General features: G+C 65.4%; 14 protein-coding genes. 5 read left to right on the top strand and 9 right to left on the bottom strand.

Going from position 1 to position 21,871, the window contains the following annotated elements; all coding sequences use genetic code 11:
• Positions 1-183: 183 nt before the first annotated feature.
• The 6 genes from ACFE70_RS13790 to ACFE70_RS13765 form a co-directional block, all read right to left on the bottom strand.
• Positions 184-2,454 carry a M3 family metallopeptidase gene (locus tag ACFE70_RS13790; RefSeq protein WP_375418337.1) on the bottom strand — a complete coding sequence of 757 codons (2,271 nt, stop codon included), beginning with the start codon at positions 2,452-2,454 and terminating at the stop codon, positions 184-186.
• A gap of 121 nt (positions 2,455-2,575) precedes the next feature.
• Positions 2,576-4,957: a M28 family peptidase gene (locus tag ACFE70_RS13785; protein ID WP_375418336.1), complete on the bottom strand. Its 2,382-nt coding sequence runs from the start codon at positions 4,955-4,957 to the stop codon at positions 2,576-2,578.
• A gap of 116 nt (positions 4,958-5,073) precedes the next feature.
• Positions 5,074-6,351: a hypothetical protein gene (locus ACFE70_RS13780; RefSeq protein WP_375418335.1), complete on the bottom strand. Its 1,278-nt coding sequence runs from the start codon at positions 6,349-6,351 to the stop codon at positions 5,074-5,076.
• A gap of 180 nt (positions 6,352-6,531) precedes the next feature.
• Positions 6,532-7,170: a flavin reductase family protein gene (locus ACFE70_RS13775; protein ID WP_375418334.1), complete on the bottom strand. Its 639-nt coding sequence runs from the start codon at positions 7,168-7,170 to the stop codon at positions 6,532-6,534.
• 283 nt (positions 7,171-7,453) lie between these two features.
• Entirely contained in the window at positions 7,454-9,286 is a 1,833-nt protein-coding gene (locus ACFE70_RS13770) for a DUF885 family protein (RefSeq protein WP_375418333.1), read from the bottom strand.
• 120 nt (positions 9,287-9,406) lie between these two features.
• Complete coding sequence (locus tag ACFE70_RS13765; protein ID WP_375418332.1) at positions 9,407-9,943, bottom strand: GNAT family N-acetyltransferase; 537 nt, start codon at positions 9,941-9,943, stop codon at positions 9,407-9,409.
• 87 nt (positions 9,944-10,030) lie between these two features.
• On the opposite strand from ACFE70_RS13765, the gene ACFE70_RS13760 reads away from it, so the two are divergent.
• The 4 genes from ACFE70_RS13760 to ACFE70_RS13745 all read left to right on the top strand — a co-directional run bounded on the left by ACFE70_RS13760 (position 10,031) and on the right by ACFE70_RS13745 (position 17,141).
• On the top strand, positions 10,031-13,333 hold the full coding sequence (locus tag ACFE70_RS13760; protein ID WP_375418331.1) for a glycoside hydrolase family 3 N-terminal domain-containing protein: 3,303 nt from the start codon (positions 10,031-10,033) through the stop codon (positions 13,331-13,333).
• A gap of 72 nt (positions 13,334-13,405) precedes the next feature.
• Entirely contained in the window at positions 13,406-14,068 is a 663-nt protein-coding gene (locus ACFE70_RS13755) for a hypothetical protein (protein WP_375418330.1), read from the top strand.
• A gap of 86 nt (positions 14,069-14,154) precedes the next feature.
• On the top strand, positions 14,155-15,780 hold the full coding sequence (locus ACFE70_RS13750; protein ID WP_375418329.1) for a 3-(methylthio)propionyl-CoA ligase: 1,626 nt from the start codon (positions 14,155-14,157) through the stop codon (positions 15,778-15,780).
• A gap of 278 nt (positions 15,781-16,058) precedes the next feature.
• The gene (locus tag ACFE70_RS13745) at positions 16,059-17,141 is read left to right on the top strand and encodes a Gfo/Idh/MocA family protein (protein WP_375418328.1); all 1,083 of its coding nucleotides are present in this window, start codon (positions 16,059-16,061) and stop codon (positions 17,139-17,141) included.
• A gap of 220 nt (positions 17,142-17,361) precedes the next feature.
• Here the strand turns inward: ACFE70_RS13745 and ACFE70_RS13740 are convergent, their stop codons facing one another.
• Positions 17,362-18,582, bottom strand: coding sequence for an anhydro-N-acetylmuramic acid kinase (locus ACFE70_RS13740; protein WP_375418327.1), 1,221 nt, complete (start codon positions 18,580-18,582; stop codon positions 17,362-17,364).
• A 411-nt stretch (positions 18,583-18,993) separates the two neighbouring features.
• Between ACFE70_RS13740 and ACFE70_RS13735 the strand changes: the two genes are divergently transcribed.
• Positions 18,994-19,428, top strand: coding sequence for a Fur family transcriptional regulator (locus tag ACFE70_RS13735; protein WP_375418326.1), 435 nt, complete (start codon positions 18,994-18,996; stop codon positions 19,426-19,428).
• Positions 19,429-19,508: 80 nt separating this feature from the next.
• Here the strand turns inward: ACFE70_RS13735 and ACFE70_RS13730 are convergent, their stop codons facing one another.
• Entirely contained in the window at positions 19,509-21,356 is a 1,848-nt protein-coding gene (locus ACFE70_RS13730; RefSeq protein ID WP_375418325.1) for a glycoside hydrolase family 10 protein, read from the bottom strand.
• Positions 21,357-21,544: 188 nt separating this feature from the next.
• Positions 21,545-21,799, bottom strand: a complete 255-nt coding sequence (locus ACFE70_RS13725; protein ID WP_375418324.1) for a hypothetical protein — start codon at positions 21,797-21,799, stop codon at positions 21,545-21,547.
• Between the last annotated feature and the right edge of the window lie 72 nt (positions 21,800-21,871).

The following is a 21,871-nucleotide window of genomic DNA, read 5'->3' as shown; positions in this document are numbered from 1 at the left end:
CTCGCGTGGCGGGGGGTAGGAAAATCAACAGAGTAGCTTACTGCGTCCCTCCACGCACAAGCAAACGCGAAGTATCGCGTCTCTACGTCGTTCTGGCGCCGCGGTCAGTCACATGTCAGGCATAAAAAAAGCCCCGTTGTCGGGGCCTTCTTTTTGCGAATTGCCACCAATCTAGCGCCGGCTTTACTTGCGCTTGACCTGCGACCTGGGCCTGACATCAACCGGCTTGCCCTTGGCCGCGCCCGCCACGACCGAGAAGCCGCGCTGCTTCATCAGGGCGTCAATTCTGGGGTCGCGGCCGCGGAAGGCGCGGTAGCCGGCGGCTGGGTCCACAGTGTTGCCGATGGTGAACACGTGCTGGCGCAGGCGGGCGGCCAGGGCCTTGTCGTAGGGGCCGCCGGGGGCTTCCGTGAAGGCACTGAACGCGTCGGCCGCCAGCACCACCGACCACACGTAGGAGTAGTAGCCGGCCGAGTAGCCATCCGAGGAAAAGACGTGCGAAAACTGCGGCGTGCGGTGGCGCATCACCAGCTCGGTGGGCATCTTCAATTCGGCCAGGGTTTCGCGCTCAAACCTGTCGGGGTCGATGGTCTGCTCGCCGGCCAGGTGCAGCTTCATATCCACGAGGGCGCTGGCCAGCAGCTCGGCCGTGGCGAAGCCGGAGTTGAAGGTGCTGGCCTTGTTGATGCGGTCGACGAGGCGCTGCGGAATGGGCTCGCCGGTCTTATAGTGCAGGGCGTACTTGCTTAGTACCTGGGGGGTAGGCAGCCAGTTTTCGAGCACCTGCGAGGGGAATTCCACGTAGTCGCGCACCACGCTTGTGCCCGAGAGCGTGGGATAGGTCACGTTGCTGGACAGGCCGTGCAGGGCGTGGCCGAACTCGTGAAACAGGGTCCGGGCGTCGTCCCAGGAGATGAGCACGGCCTCGCCGGGCGCGGGCTTGATGAAGTTGGAGTTGTTGGACACGATGGTCGTCACGGCGCCGTCCACGCGCTCCTGGTTGCGGTAGGCGTTCATCCAGGCGCCGGAGTTTTTGCCGGGCCGGGCGTAGGGGTCGAAGTACCAGAGGCCCACGGCCTGGCCGCTAGTCTTGTCCTTCACCTGCCACACCCTCACGTCGGGGTGGTACACCGGCACGTCGGTCACGGGCGCGAAGGTGAAGTTGAACAGCTCGCCGGCCACGAAGAACATGCCCTCGCGCAGCTTATCCAGCTGCAAATACTGCTTCACCTCGTTCTGGTCGAGGTCGTAGCGGGCCTTGCGCACCTTCTCGGCGTAATAGCGGTAGTCCCAGGGCTCGACTTTGAAGCCGGCCGGGGCGCCTTCTTTTTTAGCTAACGCCTGCATATCCGCCACTTCCTCGTGCACGCGGGCCACGGCGGGCTCCCAGACTTGCAGCATCAGCTTCATGGCGTTTTCCGGCGTCTTGGCCATCGTGTTGTCGAGGCGCAGGTGGGCGTGGGTGGGGTAGCCCAAGAGCTTCGCCCGCTCGGCGCGCAACTTCAAAATCTGGGTAATCAGGGCGTTGTTGTCGTACTGCCCGCCGTTGTCGCCGCGGCTCACGAACATGCGCCACACCTTCTCGCGCAGCGCCCGCTGGTCGGAATACGTCAGAAACGGGTCGACCGACGAGCGGGTGTTGGCAATGACGCCCACGGCGCTGCTCTGGCGGGTGGCGACCGTGGCCTTGGCGCCCTCGCGCAAAGAGGGGGGTAGGCCGGCCAGGTCGGCTTCGGTTTTCAGCTCCACACTCAGGCCGGCTTCCTCGGCCAGCACGTTTTGCGAGAACTTGGTAAACAGGCCCGCCAGCGTCTGATTCAGCTGCGAGAGCCGGGCCTTGGCCGGCGCATCGAGCTGGGCGCCGGCCCGCACGAACTCCTTGTAGCGCACCTCCGTCAGGCGCTGCTGCTCGGCCGTGAGCTTCTTGGTTTGGGGCGCTTTATACACGGCCTCAATGCGTTTGAACAGGGCCGCATTCTGCGTTATCTGGTCGGAGAAACCGGCCAGCCGGGGCGCCATCTCGGCCTCCACGGCGCTGAAGGCGGCGTCATTGAGGGCGCTGCTCCACACGCCGTACACGGCCTGCACCCGGTCGAGGGTGCGCCCGCTGCGCTCCAGGGCGGCAATAGTATTCTCGAAATTGGCCGGCTGCGGGTTGCTGGCAATGGCTTGAATCTCGCCCAGGCTTTCGGCCATCGCCGCTTCCAGCGCGGGCTTGAAGTCGGCCACTTTCACCTTGTCAAACGCCGGCACGCCGCCGTAGGGGCCGGCCCAGGGCTGAAGTAAGGGCGGCTGGTCGGCGGCGCGGGCGGCACGGGCGACTTCGGCCGGAGCGGGGGGGGTAGGGGCGGCGGGCTGGGCCATAGTGGAAGCAGCGGCAAACGTGAGCGACAAACCCAGGGCGGCCAGGAAGCTGGCCCGCCGCTGACCCACAAAGGAGAGTAGAAGTTGCATGAAGAAAAGAATGGATGGGATAAAGCTGCTGCGTGAAGATAACGCGAGCCAGGGCTTCGGAAAGCACCAGGCCGGAGCCGCATCTAATTCGCACCTGACGCACACGCAGCTTCCGAGCATCTCAGAGCCGAAACCGCTTCTTCACTTGCGTGGTGAAGCTGCTGTAGCCCGGTGCCGGTATCATCGTGGCCGGCAGCGGCCTGGTGCCGGGCAAGGGGGGTAGGCCCAGGCTGCGGGCAGTGACTTGCAGCGTCAGCGGGCCGGGGTCGGCCGTGTCCATCTCTAGCAGCAGGCCGGCGGGGCCGGGCGCGAAGAAGGTGAGCGCGGCGTACTCGTTGCGGGTGTAAAGGCGGGCGGGGGCCACGAGGTGGCCGGCCACGCGCAGCCGCCGCCGCTGCTGCCTTATCGGGCCAGCGGGCCAGTTCAGGCGCAGGCTTACCACGCCGGGGCGGCCGGGGCGCACTTGCAGCCGCAGGCGCCGCCCGCCGCGCCGCGCGCTGTCGCTGAGCACCGCCACCGTGGGCGGAGGCAGGGGTAGGGCCGTGGCCGCCTGGTGCAGCACGGGCAGCGTTGAGCCGGGCAACACGGCCGGGAGCGGACCAAACTCCGGCGCCGAAAGAAACCGCCGCGTGAAGGCATCGGCGCGCGCCGTGCTGCTCAGCCAGTGGGCCCGTTGGGGCTGGTCGGCATCGAGGGCATACCAGAGGTGGGTTTGCTGGGGCTGCCCGGCCGTGGGCAGGCTGCTGGCGTGGCCCGCGGCCAGCGCGCCGAGGGCCACCAGGCCCGCCAGCAGCGGCAGCGCCCAGCTTGAGCGGCGCTCCGCGTCCGCCCCACCCAAGCCCGCCGGGCGGGCCAGCACCGGCAGCAGCGCGGGCAGCAGCAGCCCCAGCAGGATAGCCAGAACCAGCATACTCACCACAACCAGCGGCCCCAGGCCGGCCGTCGTCAGCAGAAACGACAGGTTGGGCGCCAGCAAGGCCACGGCCGGCAGCGCCAGCAGCGTCCCTACCCCCTCTAAAACGGGTGAAGCCCCCGGCCGCGCCGTTGCTGACTCCGGCAACCGGCGCGGCGTATTGCGCAAGCTCCACCGCCAGCTCAGCGCCCCGAACAGGAGCGGAAAACCCAGCAGAAAGCAGGAAGTGGGCGCTTTCACCTGCAAAAAAGCCTGCAACCCGGCCAGCACCAGCAGCCCGCCGCCCGTCAGCGAATCGGGGCGCAGCCCGCGGCGCAGCAGCCCGTACCAGGCGCCGAAAACGGCCGTGCCCAGCCCCACCAGGGCCAGGTGATACCAGTGGACGTTGTAAAAGGCGTGGTCGTAGAAAACGGCGTACTGCGGGTAGGCGGCGGCCACCAGTTGCGTCAGGACCCAGCCCGTGGCCGGCAGCAGCCCCGCGGCGCCCACCCAGGCCAGGGCGCCGCCCAGCAGGCCTCGCAGGCGCAGGCGGCCTTGCCGCCGGGCCCGAACGATGGCCATTGCCAGCAGTAGCGCCACGGCCAGGTTGAGCCCGTAGTTCCAGCGCGCATCATACAGCACCAGCCAGGTGCCGAGCGGGTTGAAAAACGTGCTGTCCGAAGAAGAAGTCGGCGCCGGCAGCGCGAGGCTGGCAAAGTGCCGCACCAGCGGCAGCATATACTCGCCGTGGTGTTGCAGGGAGCCTAAATCGAGGCGAGCGGGCGTGTCGGCGGGGTTGTGGTAGTAGGCGTAGCCGCCGACGAAGCCGAAGTTCAGCCCCGGCAAGCCCGCGGCTTTGAAGACCGTGAAATCGGTGCTGTTAGGCAGGTTGCGGTAGATTTCGTACGCCAGCGACGAGCCCACCGGCGCGGGCGCGGCCCTGGCAAACTCCCGGAGAATCCAGCGGTTGCCGGCGTTGGTTTCAAACAAAAAGCTGGGCCCGGTATTGCCCCGCGCCTCGAAGTTGAGCACTACGCCCACCTCGCGCCTTAGCCTCACCGAGTCGGCGGCGTAGGCGCAGGCGCCCAGCAGGCCCACCTCCTCGCCATCGGTGAACACCCACACCACGTCGTGGGTCAGGGGCGGGCCGGCCCGCAGCGCGCGCATGGTTTCGAGGGCGGCGGCCACGCCCGCGTCGTCGTCGCTGGCGCCGGGCGTGAGGGGCTGCGAGTCGTAGTGGCTCAGCACCAGCACGGCGGGGCCGCCGGGCGCGCGGCCCGGCAGGCGTGCCACCACGTTCTGCACCCTGGCCCCGACCAGGACGCCGCCCGTGCCCGTCACTACGGTTGTGTCCTGCACAGTAGCGCGCAGGCCCAGCGCCCGGCAGCGCCGCAGCAGGTAGTCGCGCACCGCCTCATGGGCCGGCGTGCCGATGCTGTGGGGTGCGCGGGCAATTATCTTCACCTCGCGCAAGGCTCTCGCCGCTGAAAACTCCGTGGCTGGCGCGCCGGCCGGCACCGCCCGCGGTGGCCGCGCCAGCTGCCGGCTCAGCGCGGCGAACAGGAGCAGCCCCAGCAGCGGCAGCCAGCGGGAAAGCAGCGAAGCAGGCATAAACGCAAGGTAAGTGCTCGCGCAATAGCAGTAAGCTATGAGCTACAAAAGCTCCTGCTGCTTAACTAGCGCCTACCAGCTAAGCAGCAGGAGCTTCAGACTCAATCGGATAGATTTTAGTAATTGTGGCTGGCCGTGGTTTCCGGGATAACCACCACGTAGTCGTAGCCGAGAATAACAATTTCCAGGTCTGGCTCGCTCACCTTCAGCTTGCCGCCCAGCAGGGCCCGGCGCAGCGGGCGCAGGTCGAACGCCTGCCAGGTGGGGCCGGCGCTGGTTTGAGCCATAAAGGGCTTAAGCGCAGCCTCGTCGGCGTTCGTGTACGTAGCGACGTTTTTGCTGAAATCATCCGGGTTGAAGCCCTCCGCTTTAGTGCCTTGCTTGCCGAAAATATAGATGTGCAGTGATTGCTGGTCCTGAATGTCGGCCAGGTTCAGGGCCAGGTTGCCCACATCATACACGCCCGCTGTCAGGCTTCTGCCCCGCGAGACGTGAAAGGCCCCGAGCTTGAAGAGTATCTTGGGCAGCGGCTGGCCGGGCTGCTGGCGGGCTTGCAAGCCTTGCAGCAGGTTGCGCTTCATCAGGCTAATGCGGGCCTGGTGGCTCTGCAAGCCCTTTTTGGGCTGCCCGGCCAGCTGATAAATCCGGGCGCTGACCACGTAGTCCTGCACCATCTGCCGCACGGCCGGGCTTTCCGGCCGGGCGAGGGCCACCAGGCTGTCGAGGGCGGCGGGCGGCTGCTGCATAATGGTCATCTGGCCGGGGTCGCGGCTCATCATGGCCCGGTCGTGGGCCTGGTAGGCCGCGCCGCGCCGCCGCAGATACGTCCGGGTGGTTTGGTTTTTAGTCTGTTCGGCCAGCCGGGCATAAAAGCGGCCCGGCGAGAAGCAGCTCACCTGGTCGATGCCCATTAGTGCCACATTTTGAGCGCGCAGCCCGCGGGCCAGCTCAAACTCCTCGGCCCAGCTATAGAATGACAAGGCCATTATGTGCTGCCGACTAAAAGCTACCGGCAGGCCGGGCTGGGCGGCCAGGCGGCTTAGGTCCTGGGCCTGGTATTTATCAATCTCGGCCACGAACACCGCCGGCTTCAGCTCACGGGCCAGCGCGGCGGTGAAGCTGGGAATCTGGGCCAGGCCGTGGTCTTCGCCCACGAGCACGAACTGACTTTTTTGCACGTCCTGGCGCAGCTTATCCCAGCCGGCGCCTGAAAACTGCGCACCTGCCGCCACCAACGGCAGCTGATTTTGCCGCACCAGGCGCGTGAGCGTGCTATCCTGGGCCGCGGCGGCGGCGGCCATCAGAGCGGCCAGGGTTGTCAAGGCCAACCGGCGCAGGCGGGCGGCGGGCTGGTTGAACGGGCTTCGGGCGGAGCAGGGGGGTAGAAAGATCATAGCCGGTTTGCCGTAGGAAGTGGAGGCGGCAACAAAATAAACGTCAAGAGATTGCGCAGCTTTGCGAGCCGGCATTCACTTCGACCAAGTACAGGCTCCACAGCATCAAAGCCCGAACGGGTCCGCCTTCTTGACGTGCCCAAGCCCCATCCCTACCCCCCCACTGGGGCTCACTACCTTTTAATTTTTAACCGCCGCCGGCACCTGCCCCGGCCGGGCGTAGCCAAAGCGCAGCGGCGCGAGCACCTCGTGGTAGCCATCGAGGCCCGAAATGGCGGTCGTGTTCAGGGCCGCCAGGTCCAGCGTACCGTCGTCGCGCAGGCCTTTTTCGGCTATATAAACGTGCTCAACGGTGCCGACCAGCAGCACCGTGCCATTGAATATGGGGTGCTCTTCGCGCAGCCGCAGGCCGATGCTAATGGCACTTTCGGCCACGTAGGGCGCCGGGAAGTCGTCGCGGAAGGCGGCCGTGAAGCCGCAGCGGTCGAACTCCGATTCCTCATCCGGGAAGTTGGCCGAGGTGTAGTGCGCCGGCCCGGCCAGATTAAAAGGCACGTGGTTGAGAGTGTAGCAGCCGTCACTGTCCTTGATGTTCTGGTAGGTGTGGCGCGGCACGGTAGTTGGGCGCGTCACCAGGCCCAGCACGGCCGGGTCGGAGCCCAGGTGGATAGCGGAGCTGAACACAGCCAGGTTGGTCTGGCCGTCGGGGGCGCGGGTGCCCACCAGGTTGGCGGGCTTGTAGCCGGGCAGGCCATTGACAAGGTTGAGGCGGTAAATCCGCTCGAAGGCGGCGATGTCGGTGGCGGTGAGGTGGCGCATGAGGGGGTAGGGAGCAATGAGCAGTGCGCAATGAACAATTGAGTGCCGGATTTGGCTGGTCTGTTGTCTATCATCGCCGCTACCTGTTCAGTAGTGCCACCACGGCGACCGGGTCGGCCACTGCGACGATGAGTTGGTGATACTCCTCGTTCCGCAGTGTGACGACGACCGTGTTGGCCAGGTGGAATTTAAAACATTGCTACGGCTCGATTTCCTACCCCCTTCCGAAGCCTGAAGGGGGTAGGAAATCAGACGCCGATGGGTGCGGACTACAAAATCTGCGCTACTTCACCCCCGCCGCCCAGGCGTCCATCTTCTTCTCCAAAATCGCCAGCGGCATCGAGCCATCTTTCAGCAGCTCGTCGTGGAAGCGGCTGAGGTTGAACCTGCTGCCGAGCTGTTTTTCGTACCTGGCGCGCAGCTCCCGGATTTTGAGCTGCCCGATTTTGTAGCCCAGCGCCTGGCCCGGAATGGCCATGTAGCGCTCAATGGCCGAGGTGGCCTCGTCGCGGGTGGTGCTCAGATTGGCTAAGAGATAGTCAATCGCCTGCTCGCGCGTCAGCTGCCGCGAGTGCAGGCCCGTGTCGACCACCAGGCGCACGGCGCGCAGCATCTCGTCGCCGAGCGCGCCCATGCGCTGATAAGGGTCCTTGAACAAGCCCAGCTCCGGCCCCAGGCTCTCCGAGTACAGCGCCCAGCCTTCCACGTAGGCGTTCTGGCCGCCGAAGCGGCGGAACTTAGGCAGGCTGGTATTCTCCTGCTGAAGCGAAATCTGGTAGTGGTGGCCCGGAATGGCCTCGTGCAGAAACAGCGACTCCATGCCCGAGGTGGTGGCAAACGTGGCGGCGTCGGGAATCGGCACGTAGAAAATGCCCGGCCGCGAGCCGTCCGGCGAGCCCTGGGTGTATTCGGCCGAGGCCGAGGCCTCGCGAAACTTCTCGGTTTCGCGGATTTCAAACGGCGTTTTGGGCGTGCGGCCGAACATCGTTTGCAGGTTGGGCAGCATCCGCTGGTGGATGTTCTCGAAGGCGGCCAGCACTTCCTCCGGCTTCTGGTAGGGCCGGAATTTGGGGTCAGTATTGAGGTACTTGAAGAAAGCCGGCAGGTCGCCCTGGAAGCCAACTTCGGCTTTAATCCTTTCCATATCGGCGCGCAGGCGCGCCACTTCCGCCAGGCCGGTCTGGTAGATTTCGGCCGGCGTCTGGTCGGTCGTCGTCTCGTACTTGACATCGAACGCGTAGATTTCCCTACCCCCCGGCACGGCGCCGATGCCGCTCGTGGCGCGGGCCTTGGGCAGGTACTCGTTCTGCATAAACGCGCCCAGCTTCTGGTACGAAGGCACGAGCTGGGTGAGAATAACCTGCTTATAGGCATCGGTGAGGCGAGTTTTGTCGGCGTCCGAAAAGCCCTGCGGGAAGCGCGTGATGGGTCCGTAGTACAGGCTTTTGCTGGGGTCGCTCACCACGATATCCGGGGCCGAGAGCTGCGGAATCATGCGCTCGACCAGCACGCGCGGCAAGACCACGCCGCGCCGCATCCCGACCCGGAAGTTGGCGATGGCCGAGTCGGTCCAGGCCGTAAAGCCGCGCGCCCGGCCCAGCCAGTTGTCGTAGTCTTTCACCGTCTTAAACGGCTGAATGCCCTGCCCCGAGCCGAACTGCCCCAGCGTGATGGGCAGGCCGTAGAACTGATTGGCCGGCAGCATCCACAGGTTCAGCTTTAGCCCCGCCAGCCCGTGCTGCATTTCATATTCGAAGATGTCGTAGCTGATTTTATCGTTGGCGTCGAGCTGGGTGCGGTCAAACTTCCGCAGCCTGGTCAGGTAGCCCTGGTAGAAGGTGCGCAGCGTGTCGCGGAAGTCACGGGTTTGATTGTTAAGCAGTTGGTCGTTGTAGCGGTTGTCGCCGTAGGCCGTGGCCGCGAGCGGGTCGAGCTGCGAATTGCGCTCCCAATAGCGCTCGAACAGGTCGTTGAGGGCTTGGTCGCCGGCCGGGGGGGTAGGGGCCGTGGCGGTGGTGCCGGCCGCGCCACCAGTAGCGTCCGACTTGGCGCCGGAGTTGCAGGCCGTCGTGAGCAGGGTGCTGGCCGCCAGAGCCAGCAGAAGAGGTTTTTTCATGGAAAGAATAAGAGCGGCAAGGTGAGCGGTTGAGCTTGCAATAACGGACCAAAATCAGCTTGGGCGGCCTCCGGCCGGGCGGTCTGCGGGTCGGTCCAAGCGGCGTTGTTCGGGCGCGGACTACAAAGTCCGCGCTACGGGCTTTTCCAGCACCAGCAAGGTCAGCGGCCGGGTCGGCACGCCGTGCGGCGGCCCTTCGGGAAACGGCTCGGTTTCGCCGGTGCGGCGGTAGCCGCGCCGCTCATAAAAGGCCAGCAGCTCCGGGCGGCCGTCGAGCACGCTCATGCGGCAGGTGCGGCAGCCAAGGGCGCGCGCGTGGTCTTCGGCGGCGGCCAGCAGGCGCTTGCCCACGCCGCGCGCCTGCAAATCCGGCTGCACGGCCAGCATGTGTAAGTCCAGAATGTCGCCCCGCTCTTCCAGGTGAAAGCAGCCGAGCAGCGCGCCGTCAGCCGGGTCGCGGCAGGTGAGAACGGTGCTGTGGGGGTCCTGGAGCACGGCGCGCAGCTCGGCCTCGTCGGTGCGGGTGCCGCCGAGCAGGTCGGCCTCGGTGGTCCAGCCCTGGCGCGAGGTCTCGCCGCGGTAGGCGCCGTTGACCAGGGCGGCGAGGGCGGGCAGGTCGGCTTCGGTGGCGGGGGTGAGGGGCAGGTCTGGAGTCATGGGGCAAAAATAGGCTCTGGCGTCAGCCAGGTATTATCGGCGCTACTTTCGTGTAACTATTTCTGGAAAATATTCCGCGTCTCGTTTGTGAAAAAAGCTTCCTCGCTATCCGCACTGCTACCGTTCCTGAATGTCATACTGCTGCTGGCCTTTTCGCCGATGGCCTCCGCGCAGGGGGTAGGAAAAAAAGCGGGTGGCCATGCAGAAACCAAAGTCAGCAGTCAGCGCCCAGTGCTGAGAAAAGTAGCCCACACGAGCCATTTGAAAAGCGAGGCAGCCAGGGCAAAAGCGGCGGCCACCAAATTCAAAAATCAACCCTCAAAACTCAATCTTTCCCCCGCTCCCGCTTTCACCCGCTACCTGCGCTCGCGCTGGGTCGATTCGCTGATGCGCGTGCTCACGCCCGACCAGCGCGTGGCGCAGCTGTTCATGGTTGCGGCGTACTCAAATCGCCAGCGCATTGACGAGGACTCAATTTCGACGCTGATTCAGCAAAATGGCATCGGCGGGCTGATATTTTTTCAGGGCGGGCCGGGGCGGCAGGCGCGGCAACTCAACCGCTACCAGAGCCAGAGCCGGGTGCCGCTGCTCGTGGCCCTGGACGGCGAATGGGGGGTAGGGATGCGCCTCGACAGCGTGGTGAAATTCCCGTTTCAGATGAGCCTGGGCGGCGAGGCCGACACGGCGCTGCTCTACCAGATGGGGCTCGAGATTGGGCGGCAGTTCCGGCGGCTGGGGATGCACGTCAACTTCGCGCCCGTCGTCGATGTGAATAACAACGCGGCCAACCCGGTGATTGGGTTTCGGAGCTGGGGCGAAAACCCGGCGGCTGTGGCCCGCGCCAGCCGGCAGTACATGCGCGGGCTTCAGGACGAGGGCGTGCTGGCCGTGGCCAAGCACTTCCCCGGCCACGGCGACGTGGACGCCGACTCGCACCTGACCCTGCCCACGGTGCGCGTCGACCGCCGCCGCCTCGACACGCTGGAGCTGCCGCCCTTCCGCAGCCTGATTCAGGGGGGGGTAGGGGGCATGATGGTCGCCCATTTAAACGTGCCGGCCCTGGATACGACGGGCGGGCCCAGCACCTTGTCCAGGGGCATCGTAACCGATTTATTGCGAGAAAAAATGGGCTTTCAGGGCCTGATTTTCACCGACGCCATGAACATGAAGGGCGTCATCTCGAAGTTTCCGCCCGGCGAGGCCGACGTGCGGGCGCTGCTGGCCGGCAACGACATCCTGGAGTTCAGCAAAAACGTGCCCCTGGCCCTGCAAATGGTGCGCGCCGCCGTCGACAGTGGGCGCATCTCGCAAACCGAAATCGACTTGCACTGCCGACGCGTGCTGGCCCTCAAGCAGTGGGCCGGCCTGGATAAGTACCGGCCCATCGAAACCCAAAACCTGCTGACCGACCTCAACCCGCCCACGGCCCGCTACCTCAGCCACCGCCTGGCCGAGCAGAGCCTCACGCTCTTGCGCAATCAGCGCAGCATCCTCCCCCTGCGCGGCCTCGACACGCTGAAGCTGGCCACGGTCGTCATCGGCGGCGCGCTCAGCGATACGACTGATTTTCAGCGCATGGTGAGCGACTACGCGCCGGCCGCCCACTTCCACTTATCGGCCACGCCGACCCTGGACGAGCTGAACGACGTGCGCGAAAGGCTCCTGCCCTACAACCTCGTGCTGGTCAGCCTGCAAAGCCTGGGCCGCCAGCCCGCCACGGGCTTCGGCGTGACGCCCGAAACCAACCTGCTGCTGCGCGAGCTGACCAAGCCTGGTCAGCAGGTCGTGCTGAGCGTGTTCGGCTCGGCCTACGCCGTGGCGCGGGTGCGCGATTTGGAGCGGGCCAGCGCCGTGATGCTGGCCTACCAGGAAAGCCCCGACGCCCAAACCCTAGCCGCCCAGCTCATCTTCGGCGGCATCGGCGCCCAGGGCCGGCTGCCGGTCACCATCTCCGATAAAATGCCCGCCGGCTTTGGCCTGAGCACCCAGGGCGGCCTGCGCCTGCGCTACGCCAACCCCCAGGACGTGGGCCTCGACCCGCGCCTCGAAGCCCGCGTTGATTCGCTCATCGCCCGCGCCCTGGCCGCGCAAGCCACGCCGGGCGCGCAAGTCGTCGTGGCCCGCCGCGGCACCGTCGTGCTGCGCAAAAGCTACGGCACCCAGACCTACGCGGGCTTTGCGGCGGGGGAGGGGGTAGGGAATGAAAAAGACAACGGAGCTGATAAAAGCAGAACTGATAAAAAGCAAGCAAAAGAACAAGCCCGCGCCGACGTGGCTCCCCCCTCTCCTTTGTCGGAGAAGGGGGCTGGGCCCCGTGGGGGTCTCATGAGGCCGCTGGACCGCGCCGTTAGCACCGTATCTGTCCCGCGTCCCGTTCAGAACGATGACCTCTACGACCTGGCCTCGCTCACCAAAATCCTGGCCGCCACGCCGGCCCTGATGCAGCTGCAAGCGCAGGGCAAATTCAGCCCCGACAGCACGCTGGGGCAGTATTTTCCCTTTTTGCGCAAGACGGATAAGGCCGGCTTGAAGCTGCGCGACGTGCTCACGCACCAGGCCCGCCTCAAGGCTTTTATTCCCTTCTGGAAGGAGCTGACCCGGAAAAATGGCCAGTTGCGTCCCCGCTACTTCCACGCCGATTCGTCGCGCCGCTTTCCGCTGCCGGCGGCGGCCGGCCTGTGGGCGCGCAAGGATTTGCCGAACCGGATTTACCAGGAAATCGGGGCTTCGCCGCTTAATGCCCAGCCGGGCTACGTGTACTCCGACTTGTCTTTCCTGCTCTATCCGCTGCTGGTGCAGGCGCGCACCGGGCTTTCGTTTGATAAATATCTGACCGAGAACGTGTACCGTCCGCTCGGCGCGGGCACGCTGGGCTTCCGGCCGCTCAACCGCTTTTCCAAGTCGCGAATCGCGCCCACGGAGTACGATTCGGCCTTCCGGCGGCAGCTGGTCTACGGCACGGTGCACGACGAGGGCGCGGCCCTGCTCGGCGGCATCTCGGGCCACGCGGGCCTGTTTGGCTCGGCCAACGACGTGGCCAAGCTTGTTCAGACCTACGCCTGGGGCGGACGCTACGGCGGCCAGCAGCTTTTCGATAAAGCCGTGCTGGCGGAGTGGACGCGCTGCCAGTTCTGCCCCGACAACCGCCGCGCCCTGGCCTTCGACCGGCCCGCCGCCAACCCAAGCGTGAACTCGGCCAAAAGTGCTTCGCAAAGCAGCTACGGCCACACCGGCTTCACGGGCACCTACTTCTGGGTCGAGCCGGAAAAGGAGTTGGTCGTGGTGCTGCTCACCAACCACGTGCACCCGACGCGGCGCAATAATAAACTGACCGAATTGAGCTTGCGGAGCGCGCTGCTGGAGACGGTGATTGAGGCGGTGCGGGAGTAGGGCTGGATGCTGCGCCAGCTTACATAGTAATAATAGTGTATCTTAACGGCTCTTTTATACCCTGTCATTTCTATGAACTTCATCAAATTATTGACCTTCAGCGGATTAATTTTGTTTGGCTTTACGGCCTGCACCACTGATAAAGAGCCGGCGCCGGAATACCGGCTTTCTCAGGAGCAACTGGCCTGGCAAGGCTACCGCCAGGGGGAGGTGCTGCGCTTTGGCCGCCGGCCAAACGGCCCGGTGCGCACCTACCGCATCACGGCCGTGCAAGACCGCATCGATACGCTCTACGTGCGCGCCGGCTGGCTGCCCCTGCCCCAGGCGGAGCCGCCCCGCTACCAGCACGTGACGGTAATGGCCCAGCGGACCGATTCCAGCGCATTTGCGCGCCAAATCCTGGATATGGAGATGTGGCCGGACCGCAACGCCAACTACCAGCCCACGCTGCGGGTCCAGGCCGGCTGGGAGGCCTTTACCGACGCCATGCTCCCGCTGGCGGAGGTAAACAAACGCACCCCGATCGACACGCTGAAGCATCCGGGAACGGAGCTACTGCCTAGCGCCACGTTCGGCCCGACTACTTATTCGCAAGTTATTCACGCGGTAAACCGCTACCGTTCCGGGCTGCCACCGGCCGGCATCCGCCCCACGCGCCACCTGTATTACGTCCGGGGCAAGGGAGTAGTAGCCTTCGTCGAAGACGGTACCGGCCTGTGGTACCGTCTGCCGTAGGGTAGAGGGTAGGGAGGCTTGTCGTCTTTCGCGCAGTACTTTGGCGGTGTCGCTATCCCACCTGTCTCCTACCCCCTCCGCGTCCCATGCAAGGCCTCATGATGCACCAGCCCCTGCTCATCGCGGGGCTTCTCCGCCACGCCGCGCGCTGGCACGGCACGACTGAAATCGTGAGCCGCCTGCCCGAAGGCGGCCTGCACCGCACGAGCTACGCCGAAGCCTACGCGCGGGCGCAGCAACTAGCGAATGCGCTCAGCCGGCTGGGCATCAAGGAAGGTGACCGTATCGGCACGCTGGCCTGGAATACGCACCGCCACTTCGAGCTGTACTACGGCATTTCGGGGCGCGGCGCGGTCTGCCACACCATCAACCCGCGCCTGTTCGCCGAGCAGCTGGTCTTCATCATCAACCACGCCCAGGACCGGCTCTTGTTCTTCGATATCACCTTCCTGCCCCTGGTCGAGAAGCTGGCCCCGCTCTGCCCTACCGTGGAAAGCTGGATTTTGATGACCGGTCCGGAGCATTTGCCTACGGACTCGAAACTGCCCAACCTGCGCGACTACGAAAGCCTGCTCGCCGCCGAGGCGCCCGCCTACGAGTGGCCGGCGCTGGACGAAAACATGGCCTCCTCGCTCTGCTACACCTCCGGCACGACCGACCAGCCCAAGGGCGTGCTCTACTCGCACCGCTCGACGCTGCTGCACGCCTACGCCATCGCCTCGCCCGACTGCTTCAACTGCGGCGCCCGCGACGTGCTGCTGCCCGTCGTGCCCATGTTCCACGTCAATGCCTGGGGCATCCCGTATCTGGCGCCCATGCTGGGGGCCAAGCTCGTGATGCCCGGCCCCGGCCTGGATGCAGCCAGCCTCTACGAGCTGTTTGAGAGCGAGCAGGTTACGTTCTCGGCCGGCGTGCCGACCATCTGGTTCGGGCTGCTGCAATACATGCGTGAGGGCCAGCGGCAGTTTCGTACCCTGCGCAAGATGATTATCGGCGGCGCGGCCTGCCCGCCGGCGCTCCTGAAAGCGTTTGCCGACGAGCTGGGGGTAGAGATTCGCCACGCCTGGGGCATGTCCGAAACTTCGCCGCTGGGCACCGTCGCCACGCTCAAAGCCACGCAGACGGCGCTGCCCGCCGACCAGCAGTTTGCCGCCCTGGCCAGCCAGGGGCGTAGCATTTTCGGGATTGATATGGAGATTGTCGGCGACGATTCCCTACCCCTGCCCCACGACGGCGAGGCCTTCGGCGACTTGCTCGTGCGCGGCCCCTTCGTGGCGGCCGACTACTTCGGCGCGCTCGCGCCGGGCCAGCTCACGGCCGGCGGCTGGTTCCGCACCGGCGACGTGGCCACGATCGACCCCGAAGGCTTTATGCGCATCACCGACCGCTCCAAGGATGTGATAAAATCGGGCGGCGAGTGGATTTCGAGTATCGAGCTGGAAAACCAGGCGATGGCCCACCCCGCCGTGGCCGAGGCCGCCGTCATCGGCGTGCCCCACCCGAAATGGAGCGAGCGGCCCTTGCTCATCGTCGTGCGCCGGCCGGGTAGGGACGTATCGGCCGCGGAGCTGCTGGATTTTTACGACGGCAAAGTCGCCGCCTGGTGGAAGCCCGACGCCGTGGAGTTCGTGGCGCAGCTGCCCCACACGGCGACGGGGAAATTGCTTAAGACGCAGCTGCGCAAGGACTTCGCGGGGTATGAGCTGGGGTGAAGCGGCGGGCTGCTTCGCCCGTCGAGCGGTTTTCACTTTGGGCCGTAAGAATGAATGGCCTTGGCTAAGCGGTTGCTCTACTTATGCAGAAATTGCCTGAATGAGTGTAGAGACGCGACACTTTGCGTCTCCTTGTGCGTGGAGGGGTAGCAGTAATCTCACTGATTGGATTACCCTACCCCTCGCCCTGCGAGCCAGACGCGAAGTGTCGCGTCTCTGCCTCGTTCTGCTTAACTCAATCAGCCTTTGAGCAGCTTCCCGCGAATTTCCTTTTCAATATGGCCCTTTCTTCTACCCCCCTGCGCGTGCTCGTAGTCGGCTGCGGCAACATGGGCGCCTCGCACGCCCAGGCATACCAGCTGCTCACGGGCTTTGAAATCGTGGGCCTCGTCTCGACCGGCCCGAGCAAGCACGCGCTTAACGAGCACCTCGGCGGCGGCTACCGGCTTTTCCAGGACTACGCCGCCGCGCTGGCCGAAACCCGGCCCGACGCCGTCTGCATCTCCACCTACCCCGATACCCACGAAGCCTTCGCCCTGCTGGCCCTGGCCGCGGGCTGCCACGTGTTTCTTGAAAAACCCCTCGCCGACACCGTGGCAGGGGCCGAGCGCGTGGTGGCGGCGGCCCGGAACGCGGGCAAAAAGGTGGTCGTGGGCTACATTTTGCGCCACCATCCGTCGTGGCAGAAATTTATTGAGGTGGCTCAGGGCCTGGGCCGGCCGCTGGTCATGCGCCTGAACCTCAACCAGCAAAGCCACGGCCCGGCCTGGACTGTGCACCGCAATCTGATGCAGTCGCTCAGCCCCATCGTGGACTGCGGCGTGCACTACCTCGACGTGATGTGCCAGATGAGCGGCGCCCGGCCCGTGCAAGTCAATGCCATCGGCGCCCGGCTGACCGATGAGATTCCGGCCGGCCAGTACAACTACGGGCAGCTGCAAATCCGCTTCGCGGACGGCTCCGTGGGCTGGTATGAAGCGGGCTGGGGGCCGATGATGAGCGAAACGGCCTTTTTCGTGAAGGACGTCATCGGGCCCCGGGGCTGCGTGTCCATCGTGGCGAAAACGGCGGGCGGCGCGGGTCAGTCTGCCGATGTGGCGGCGCACACCCAAACCGAGTCGCTGCGCGTGCACTACGCCGACCTCGACGACGCCGGCCACTTCCGCCGCCCCGACGAATGGCTGGACCTGCGCGACGAGCCCGACCATCAGGAGCTGTGCAACCGCGAGCAGCGGTATTTTCTGCAAGCCATCGAGGAAAACCTCGACCTGACCGACCACCTCCACGATGCCGTCAACAGCCTGCGCATCGCCTTCGCCTGCGACGAGTCGGTGCGGACGGGGCTGCCGGTGCGGCTATAGGGTAGGGCCTGTTTGAAGCTTTGCCTGGTAACTAAGCTTGAAAAATCAGGTTGGATTGAACGGCCGAGTAGAACGAGTGTAGAGACGCGACACTTCGCGTTTCCTTGTGGTGCGGAGGGTAGGGTAATTTAATCATCAGGATTACTGCGCCCTTGCTACCCGCGAGCCAGACGCGAATTGTCGCGTCTCTACACTCGTTCTACCTGTCTCAGCCTGATTTTCAGCCCGGCAGCGAAATCTTACCTAAGCTCACGGCTGGCACCCGCTGCCGCCCCGCGCCGATGGCCACGGGCTGGCCCGCTACGGCCTCATTGGCCAGCACGGCAAACAAAATGGCTTCCTTGGCGTCGCCGGGCACGCCCAACTCATCGGTCAGGGCGAAGCGGGCAGAGGCGGGCAGGTGCCGGGCCAGCGCTGCCCGCAGGGCCGGGTTGTGGGCGCCACCGCCGCTCAGGTACACAGCGGCCGGAGAGGGGGTAGGGCGGCCGGCAAAGGCCACCCGCACGGCCCGCGCCACGCCGACTGCGCTCAGCTCGGCCAGCGTGGCGAGCAGGTCTTCGAGGCCGAGGGCGGCGGTGTTGCTACTCATCTGCGCGGCGCTGAGGTAAGCGGCGCCGAACAGCTCCGGGCCAGTGGTTTTGGGTAGCGGCGCGCGGAAAAACGCGTGGTCGAGCAAGGCGGCCAGCAGGTCCGCGTGCACTTGGCCGGCCAGGGCCAGGCGGCCGTCTTCATCATAGGCTAAATCGGGGCGGTGGGCGCGCACGGTGGCGTCGAGCAGGGTATTGCCCGGCCCGGTGTCGGTACTGAAGGCGGCGCTCGGGTCCTGGCCGGCGCGGGGCAGGTAAGTGAAGTTGGCGATGCCGCCCAGGTTGAGCAGCAGGCGCTCTTCCTCGGCGCTGCTTAACAGCAGGAAGTCGCCGTAGGCGGCCAGCGGGGCGCCTTCGCCGCCGCCGGCCACGTGCTTCTGGCGAAAATCGCTCAGGGTAATAATGCCCGTGCCCACGGCCAGGTGGTCGCCGTCGCCGATTTGCAAGGTGGCATTTAAGTTAAAATCGGGGTGCTGGTGCTGGTGGCGCGGCGCGTGGTAGACGGTCTGGCCGTGGCTGGCAATCAAGTCGACCTCAGCAATCCCTACCCCCCATTCGCGCAGGCAGGCCCGCACGGCCCGCGCGTGCAGCTGGCCCAGCCAGGGGTTGAGCAGCGTCAGGTATTCGAGGCTGACCTGCTCTTGGGCGAAAACCTGCCGGATGCGGGCTTTGGTGTCCTCCTCGTAGGGCACGGTCTGGAAGTGCTCCAGGGTCAGCTGCGTGCCCGGCCCGTGGCCGGTAAGGCGGCACAGGGCCACATCGAGCCCATCGAGGGAGGTGCCCGACATGAGGCCAACGATGCGGCGGCTGGGCTGGCCCGCCAGCTGGCAGAGGCGGGCGAGATGGGAGTTCAAGGTGGGGGTAGGGAAATGGAAGGAAGCGGAAAGGTGGCAAATGCCGCGCATTAATCAAAAAGCGCCCCTCGCCAACCAGCTTTATTCCGGGAAGACAGCGCTGATTAAACCAGGCTGCCACTAAGCCGCACTAAAGTCCTATAAGTTGCTGAGCGCCAAAGTATTGCGGGCGTGGCTTCCTGAGTTGGAAGCCACGCCCGTTTGCTTTTTGCCTCGTTGGCTCTCCGCGCTCCCTCCGAGTTTCTTCTGCGAAAATCGCTGCGTCCTCCGCGGGAAATAATGCTGTCGCAACAGCCAAGTACTACTTTCGACTGCAACCTATCCCTACCCCCCTCGTCCGGCGCAAGCCCCCTGGCCCACAACCTCGTTGCGGCGCCCGCCGTTGACCAGCTTCAATTTCCCCCGCCTGTTATGCCGGTTCCTGCTGCCGACGCGCTTGCCCAAACCCTGAGCCGCCACGGCCTGCGCCCGACGCCCACCCGCCGGGCGGTCTTGCAGGCCTTCCGCGGCCAGCCCTACGCGCTGAGCGGCGCCGATATTGAAAAGGCGCTGGGCCCCGGTACCGACCGCATCACGCTTTACCGTACTCTGAAATCCTTCGTGGAACAAGGGCTGCTGCACCGCGTGGCCGACGAAACCGACGTGGTACGCTACGCCGCCTGCTCCATCGAGTGCAGCCCCGGCGCTCACTTCGACAACCACGTGCATTTCAAGTGCGAGGTCTGCCAGCACACTTACTGCCTGAGCCAGGTCGCCATCCCGGCCGTGACGCTGCCCGGCCGCTTCGTGGCCCAGCGCCGCGACTACTTGCTGTGGGGAACCTGCGGGCAGTGCCAAGCAGCATAATTTGCAACAATATTGCAAAAGATTAGGCTTGATACGGCCTTAAACAATGCAATAATGTTGCAAAAAATATTCCTCGGGCGTCAAACCCCAAGCAGCCAGCGCAGGAAGCCGTGCCGCCGGGCCTTGGCTTTTACTTTCACTTTGCGGGTTTCACGCGGCGCGGCGGGCGCGGCAGCTTCTGACTCCGTGGCGGCTGGGCCTGCCCCGCGCGGCGCCGGGGGGCGGGCGGGCGGCGGGGACTTCACTACAGCCACAGGGGGGGGGGTAGGAATTGGCGCGCTTGCCGCGGGGGCCGCCGCTACTACTTCCCCCGCCTCGCGGTCCGTCGAAAGCAGGCGGACCGGCGGGCTTTCGTTGTGCAGGCGGTCAACGGCGGTGAGGTAGTAGGCGTAGGCCTGGGCCGGGCGGGCCGTGGTATCGACGTAGGTTACGGCGGCGCCGGTGGTTTCGGGGCGCAGCACCCGCAGGATGCGGCGCGGGTCGTTGGGCGTGGGCGTTTCACCCGGCCCGAAGCGGTAGAGCACGTAGTAAGTAGCCGCGTCGCCGTCGGGGGCGGGCGGGCCGGGCAGCCAGGTCAAGCTGACAAACTGGCGCAGGCGGCGCAGGCTGAAACTGACCGGCGGGCGCGGCGGCACCGCATCGAGCCAGGGCATGGGCGGCACCAGCGCCGGGTACTTGAACAAGCTCAGGCGCAGCGAGTCGGTGGTGCGCAGCGGGTTGGCCAGCAGCGACTTGGCCGAGAAAAACACGCTGCCGCTGCTTTCCTCCCCGAAGGTGCGGTTGAGTTGAATCTGGCGCAGTAGCTCGGCGGGGTTGCGCCAGGCCGTGTCGGAGCGGGTGCTTTCCAGCATCCGGTAGGTGCCGTGGCCGATGTACAGGTGGCGGCCGTAGTGGTGGCGGGTCCACCATTCCAGCAGCGTAGCATAGGGCACGAGCCGGAACTTGGTGCTCCAATACAGCTGCGGCAGGATGTAGTCAATCCAGCCTTCCTTGAGCCAGAGCCGCGAATCGGCGTAGAGATTGGAATAAGAGGGCTGCCCGGCGCGGGTGTCGGAGCCGTCGGGGTGGGCCGATTTGTTCATCCAGACGCCGAAGGGCGAGATGCCGAACTTCACCCAGCGCTTCGTCACGCGCAGGCTGTCGTGCAAATCGCGGATGAGGATGTTGACGTTTTGGCGGCGCCAGTCGGCCAGGCTGCGCAGGGAGTCGGGATTGTGGTCGCGGAAAGCGGCCTCGTCGTGAAACACCTTGCCGCTGACGGGGTAGGGATAGAAATAATCGTCAAAGTGCACCGCGTCAATGTCATAGCGGCGCGTCACGTCCAGAATCACGGCCATGATGTGGCGGCGCACTTCGGGTAGGCCCGGATTGTACAAGAGCTGGCCGCCGTAGCGTAGAAACCACTCCGGGTGCTGCCGGTAGGGGTGGTTGCGGGCCAGCCGGGTTGTCACCGAGTCCATCGTGGCGCGGTAGGGATTAAACCAGGCGTGAAACTCCAGGCCGCGCTGGTGCGCCTCGCGGATGAGGAAGGGCAGGGGGTCATCGTCGCCCGCGGGGGCGCGGCCCTGCTGGCCGGTCAGCCACTTGCTCCAGGGCTCTAAGCGGCTCTTATAAAACGCATCCGAGGCCGGCCGGATTTGCACGAACACCGCGTTGAGGCCGGCGCGCTGGCCGGCGTCAAGCAGGCGGCGGTATTCGCGGCGGTACTGCTCAGGGGCTTCGCCGCGCTGGTTGGGCCAGTCGATATTTTCGACGGTGGCAATCCACATGCCGCGCAGCTCGCGCTTGGGCGGGGCCGGGCGCCGCCCCGCCCCGCCGGCAGCAGTCGAGTCGCCCTCGTCGCCGTGCTGGGCGCGGCCGGCCAGCGGCGCGAGGAAAATCAGCACAATCAGCAGGGTGCGATGAACCCAGGGTGGCAAAAAAGGCATGAACAGCGGCAAGGGAAATGGCTGGCAAGTTACGCCAGGCGCAATCCCTACCCCCTATTCCGCCAGCGAGGGGATAGGAGGAAAGCTGACGCAAGGGCGACGAACGACCGGCCACACCGCATCCAACTAAAAAATCCTCCCGACCGCCCAGCGGTTCAGAAGGATTTTTTCTGCTAATGCGCTGAAAACTAACGGCCCGGACTACCGTCCGGCGCCGAATCAACGCCGCCTTCCAGGCCATTTTCCTGGCTGGCGTCGCCGTAGCCGCCGCGGATGCCGGCGCCGTCGCCCAGCTCCTCCTGGATGGCGGTTTCGGGGTTGCCGCTGGCGTTGGGGTCCGGGTCGGCGTCGGGATTCTGGTTGGTGGTGGGGCCGCCGGTGCTGGGTTGGGCATCGGTAGGCGTTTGCTCGTTGGGGTCGGGGGTGGTTTGCAGAGTGGCCATTTTAAACGGGATTGGAGGAAGAATAGGGCTTGTACGGCGGGCGCGGCGCCGGGGTCAGTCGTAGCTTGCTTA

The organism is uncultured Hymenobacter sp., assembly GCF_964243305.1.
Classification (GTDB): Bacteria; Bacteroidota; Bacteroidia; order Cytophagales; family Hymenobacteraceae; genus Hymenobacter.
This window is presented reverse-complemented; position numbering and strand designations above follow the sequence as displayed.

Coding starts and splice junctions, on each gene's coding strand:
- ACFE70_RS13785 (WP_375418336.1), bottom strand. CDS start 4,957: ATGCCTGCTTCGCTGCTTTCCCGCTGGCTGCCGCTGCTGGGGCTGCTC.
- ACFE70_RS13755 (WP_375418330.1), top strand. CDS start 13,406: ATGAACTTCATCAAATTATTGACCTTCAGCGGATTAATTTTGTTTGGC.
- ACFE70_RS13765 (WP_375418332.1), bottom strand. CDS start 9,943: ATGACTCCAGACCTGCCCCTCACCCCCGCCACCGAAGCCGACCTGCCC.
- ACFE70_RS13735 (WP_375418326.1), top strand. CDS start 18,994: ATGCCGGTTCCTGCTGCCGACGCGCTTGCCCAAACCCTGAGCCGCCAC.
- ACFE70_RS13790 (WP_375418337.1), bottom strand. CDS start 2,454: ATGCAACTTCTACTCTCCTTTGTGGGTCAGCGGCGGGCCAGCTTCCTG.
- ACFE70_RS13775 (WP_375418334.1), bottom strand. CDS start 7,170: ATGCGCCACCTCACCGCCACCGACATCGCCGCCTTCGAGCGGATTTAC.
- ACFE70_RS13745 (WP_375418328.1), top strand. CDS start 16,059: ATGGCCCTTTCTTCTACCCCCCTGCGCGTGCTCGTAGTCGGCTGCGGC.
- ACFE70_RS13725 (WP_375418324.1), bottom strand. CDS start 21,799: ATGGCCACTCTGCAAACCACCCCCGACCCCAACGAGCAAACGCCTACC.
- ACFE70_RS13780 (WP_375418335.1), bottom strand. CDS start 6,351: ATGATCTTTCTACCCCCCTGCTCCGCCCGAAGCCCGTTCAACCAGCCC.
- ACFE70_RS13770 (WP_375418333.1), bottom strand. CDS start 9,286: ATGAAAAAACCTCTTCTGCTGGCTCTGGCGGCCAGCACCCTGCTCACG.
- ACFE70_RS13730 (WP_375418325.1), bottom strand. CDS start 21,356: ATGCCTTTTTTGCCACCCTGGGTTCATCGCACCCTGCTGATTGTGCTG.
- ACFE70_RS13750 (WP_375418329.1), top strand. CDS start 14,155: ATGCAAGGCCTCATGATGCACCAGCCCCTGCTCATCGCGGGGCTTCTC.